Source organism: Bartonella japonica (assembly GCF_040545385.1).
Lineage (GTDB): Bacteria > Pseudomonadota > Alphaproteobacteria > Rhizobiales > Rhizobiaceae > Bartonella > Bartonella japonica.
On the sequence record NZ_JBEPLT010000041.1, the window covers coordinates 1 to 3,378 of the forward strand.

At 31.4% G+C, this 3,378-nt stretch carries 1 protein-coding gene and 1 pseudogene; both read left to right on the forward strand.

Annotated features, from left to right (window positions below):
• Positions 1-1,380, forward strand: a 1,380-nt coding sequence (locus tag ABID39_RS07700; RefSeq protein ID WP_354187566.1) for a type ISP restriction/modification enzyme, incomplete at its 5' end; no start/stop codon positions are given.
• Between the two features lie 1,693 nt (positions 1,381-3,073).
• Positions 3,074-3,378, forward strand: a pseudogene (locus ABID39_RS07705) (hypothetical protein); the annotation flags it as partial.

Sequence of the window (3,378 nt, forward strand, 5' to 3'; positions counted from 1 at the left end):
AAACAAAGCTGGCGAATGATTACACCGGATGAACATGGTGATTGGATTAATCAACGTGATAACAGTTTTGAAGCATTTTTAGCTATAGGTGATAAAGGTGACAAAAAAGGGCATGGTAAAAAACTCTTTGAAAATTTTTCGTGTGGTGTTGTAACTAGCCGCGACGCTTGGGCATATAATTCAAGCCGTGAATCTTTAACAAAAAATATGCGTAATATGATAGCCTTTTATAATAGCGAAGTAGAACGTTTTAATGATACTTATGCACATGCTGACCGTAGGATACATAAAAATGCTGTAAATAATTTCATCAATTCCGATGAAAGTAAAATCAGTTGGAGTTACAGTGTTAAACAAAATTTGATAAAAGGAAAGTTTTTTGAATGTGAAGAAAAATGTCTCACACAAAGCCTATATCGTCCTTTTACGAAACAATGGCTCTATTATAATCGCACCTTCAATGAAAGAGTTTTTCAAATGCCGCGTATATTTCCAATGGAAAAAGCGGTTGAAAATAAAGTAATTCAAATTACAGGCGTAGGAGCAAGGTGTGGTTTTTCTGTTTTGATGAGTAAGGATTTACCTAATCTAGATGCAATAGAAAAAGGTCAATGCTTTCCACGTTATATTTACGAAGACAATACGGTCTCAAAAAGTAAAAGTGAGAAACAATCCCATTTATCTTTAATTTCTACAGAAGAAAGCACAACAGTTGGTTTACAGAGGCGTGATGCCATAACTGATGAAGGATTAGCACATTTTAAAGCTGCTTACCCTAATGAAACCATAACAAAAGATAATCTATTCTATTATGTTTACGGTCTACTTCATTCGGAAGATTACCGTGCTCGTTATGCTGATAATTTATGCAAAGAATTGCCTCGCATCCCTTGCGTAAAGGATGCTGAAGATTTTTGGAAGTTTGTAACAGCAGGGCGTGAACTGGGTCATTTGCACGTGAATTATGAAGATGTAGAACCTTATCCAGTGACCTTTAAAAAGGGTAATCCAAAACAGACTGATATCCCTGATCCTGAGAAATTCTATTATGTAACTGAAATGAAATTCGCAAAAGCAGGTAAAGAGAAAGATAAAACTACTGTTATTTATAATAGCAATATTACCATAACAGATATCCCTCTTGAAGCTTATGAGTATATAGTCAATGGTAAACCCGCTCTTGAATGGGTTATGGGACGTCAATGTGTTAAGACTGATAAAAAGAGCGGCATTGTGAATGATGCCAATCGCTATGCTGTTGAAACCGTTGGAAACCCCGCCTACCCTCTAGAGTTATTTCAAAGGGTTATTACCGTAAGTTTAGAAACAATGAAAATCGTTAAGAACTTACCAAAATTAGAAATAAGAGAAACTGAATAACTTATAAAGCATGCTCACATAATGGGTATGTTAATCTTATAAGGGGTATAGGATCTTATAACTATAGTCTATACCTCTTTATACTCTATACCCCCTTTATATATTGCTTACATATAATCTTTAAAAGGATAATTTATCATGCGTTATTCTAAAAAGAAGAAACTTGCACTTTTAGATACTCTTATTTGGATTGCTTTAAGATTTATAAGAAATCCCATCTTAAAGTGAATTAGACTTTTTTACATTGCCATTAAGAGATTATATCGAAATCTAAAATAATTAAAAAATGGAGCTAAAAGAGAAGTCCCAAAATACCCAAAAACACCCCAAAATACCTACCTTGGGTTGTATTTATAGGTTCTGTTATCGATATGAGTTGTTTTTTGAAAATTCATAAAACTTAACACATTGAAATATAATGTTTTTTATTTCTAACTTATTTTAAAAAAAAATAGGACCCCAAAAGAAGTCCCAAAATACCCAAAATATCTAAAATACAAAAAACGAATAGCACTTCTTATAATCACAAGCTGTCTTTTAAAAAGGTTTATATGCCTCTTCATAAGACATGTTTTAACGACTTTCTAAAATCATAAGCTTATCTATTCAAATGAAATGATTAAAATTCATAAAAGGGATTTTGATAACGTAATCAGTTTTTACTTTCATACGGTTTATCATAAGACACATTTTAATCACTCACTCAAATGGTTTACTTGTCAGTTCAATTTACTGACAGATAACTGACAAGTTTTAATCAACTCGCATCATGGGTTATCTTTAAACATTGTACTTTTGATATGAGTTATGTTTTAAAGATATTAACATATTGATATATAATAACTTTTATTTTTACTCATTTAAAAAAAATAATATAGCGTTTAAAAGGAACTGACACAACTGACAACGCTGACACGGTCTATTAAAAGGGATTCACTAATCTCTATAGAGATGTTTTTATAACAGTCTATAAATCACAATTATCATATGTATCATTTCTCTTATGAAAATGAAAAATGATGCCATGTGGCTATAAGAATATAACAGCTATAGAGAATGCCTAAAAATAACAGCCTTATTTGAATAAAGCAAAAATGCAAATGAAAGCATTGGTTATAAGAGCGCGGTGCCTATTAAGACAGTTCAATGATAAATGCATTATAAACAAAATTCACAAAAAAATTTTAAATTCATTTAGTAAAAAAACAGATCGTTTATAAAGATAAAAAAACGCATTATGAAAGCGTTTCTAAATATTATCAATGTATAGATTCAAAACATGACGCAATCGTTTTATAAAGCCCATAATATAGCTTTAAAAGCATATAAATAAAAAAGAAGCAATTAATAATCATAAGATATTATCAATACACAACGTATTAAAAAAATACAAAAAATATCAAAAAAGATAAAATATTATTTGACAATAAATAGGTATTTTGTTATATAAATAATCAAGTGATTGAAAACACTTCCTAAAGCGGGTAGATTACGAAACAATCTTTCCCATTCATTAAAATACTGACTTTCTTTTATGCTTTAAGAGCGTATAATGATTATGTCGGGTGTGGTCATGCTATACAAAACCCTTATGGGGAAGGTATGACAACAGACTTTAGGCTGTGTTTTCAAGCGCCCGGCGCCCTTATAGGGTGTCAATTGAAAACGTTATTTACCTAAAGGAAACACTAGCATGAATGCTGTTGTTAATAAATTAAATACTCCCGTTAATAAGAAAAAAACATCTAAAAAATATGAGTTTACTGGCGAAATGGATTTTGCGACTGGTCTCATATTATACCGTATACGTGCTTTAAGAGATTTTGATGATGTCAAAGCTGGCGATCTAGGTGGTTATATTGAAGATGAAAGCAACCTCTCTCATGAGGGTAATTGCTGGGTTTATGATAAAGCACGCGTCTTTCAAAATGCTAGGGTTTCAGGGAATGCGAAAGTAAAAAACTTTTTTGTAGACGTTTGTGGAAATGCAAAAATTTA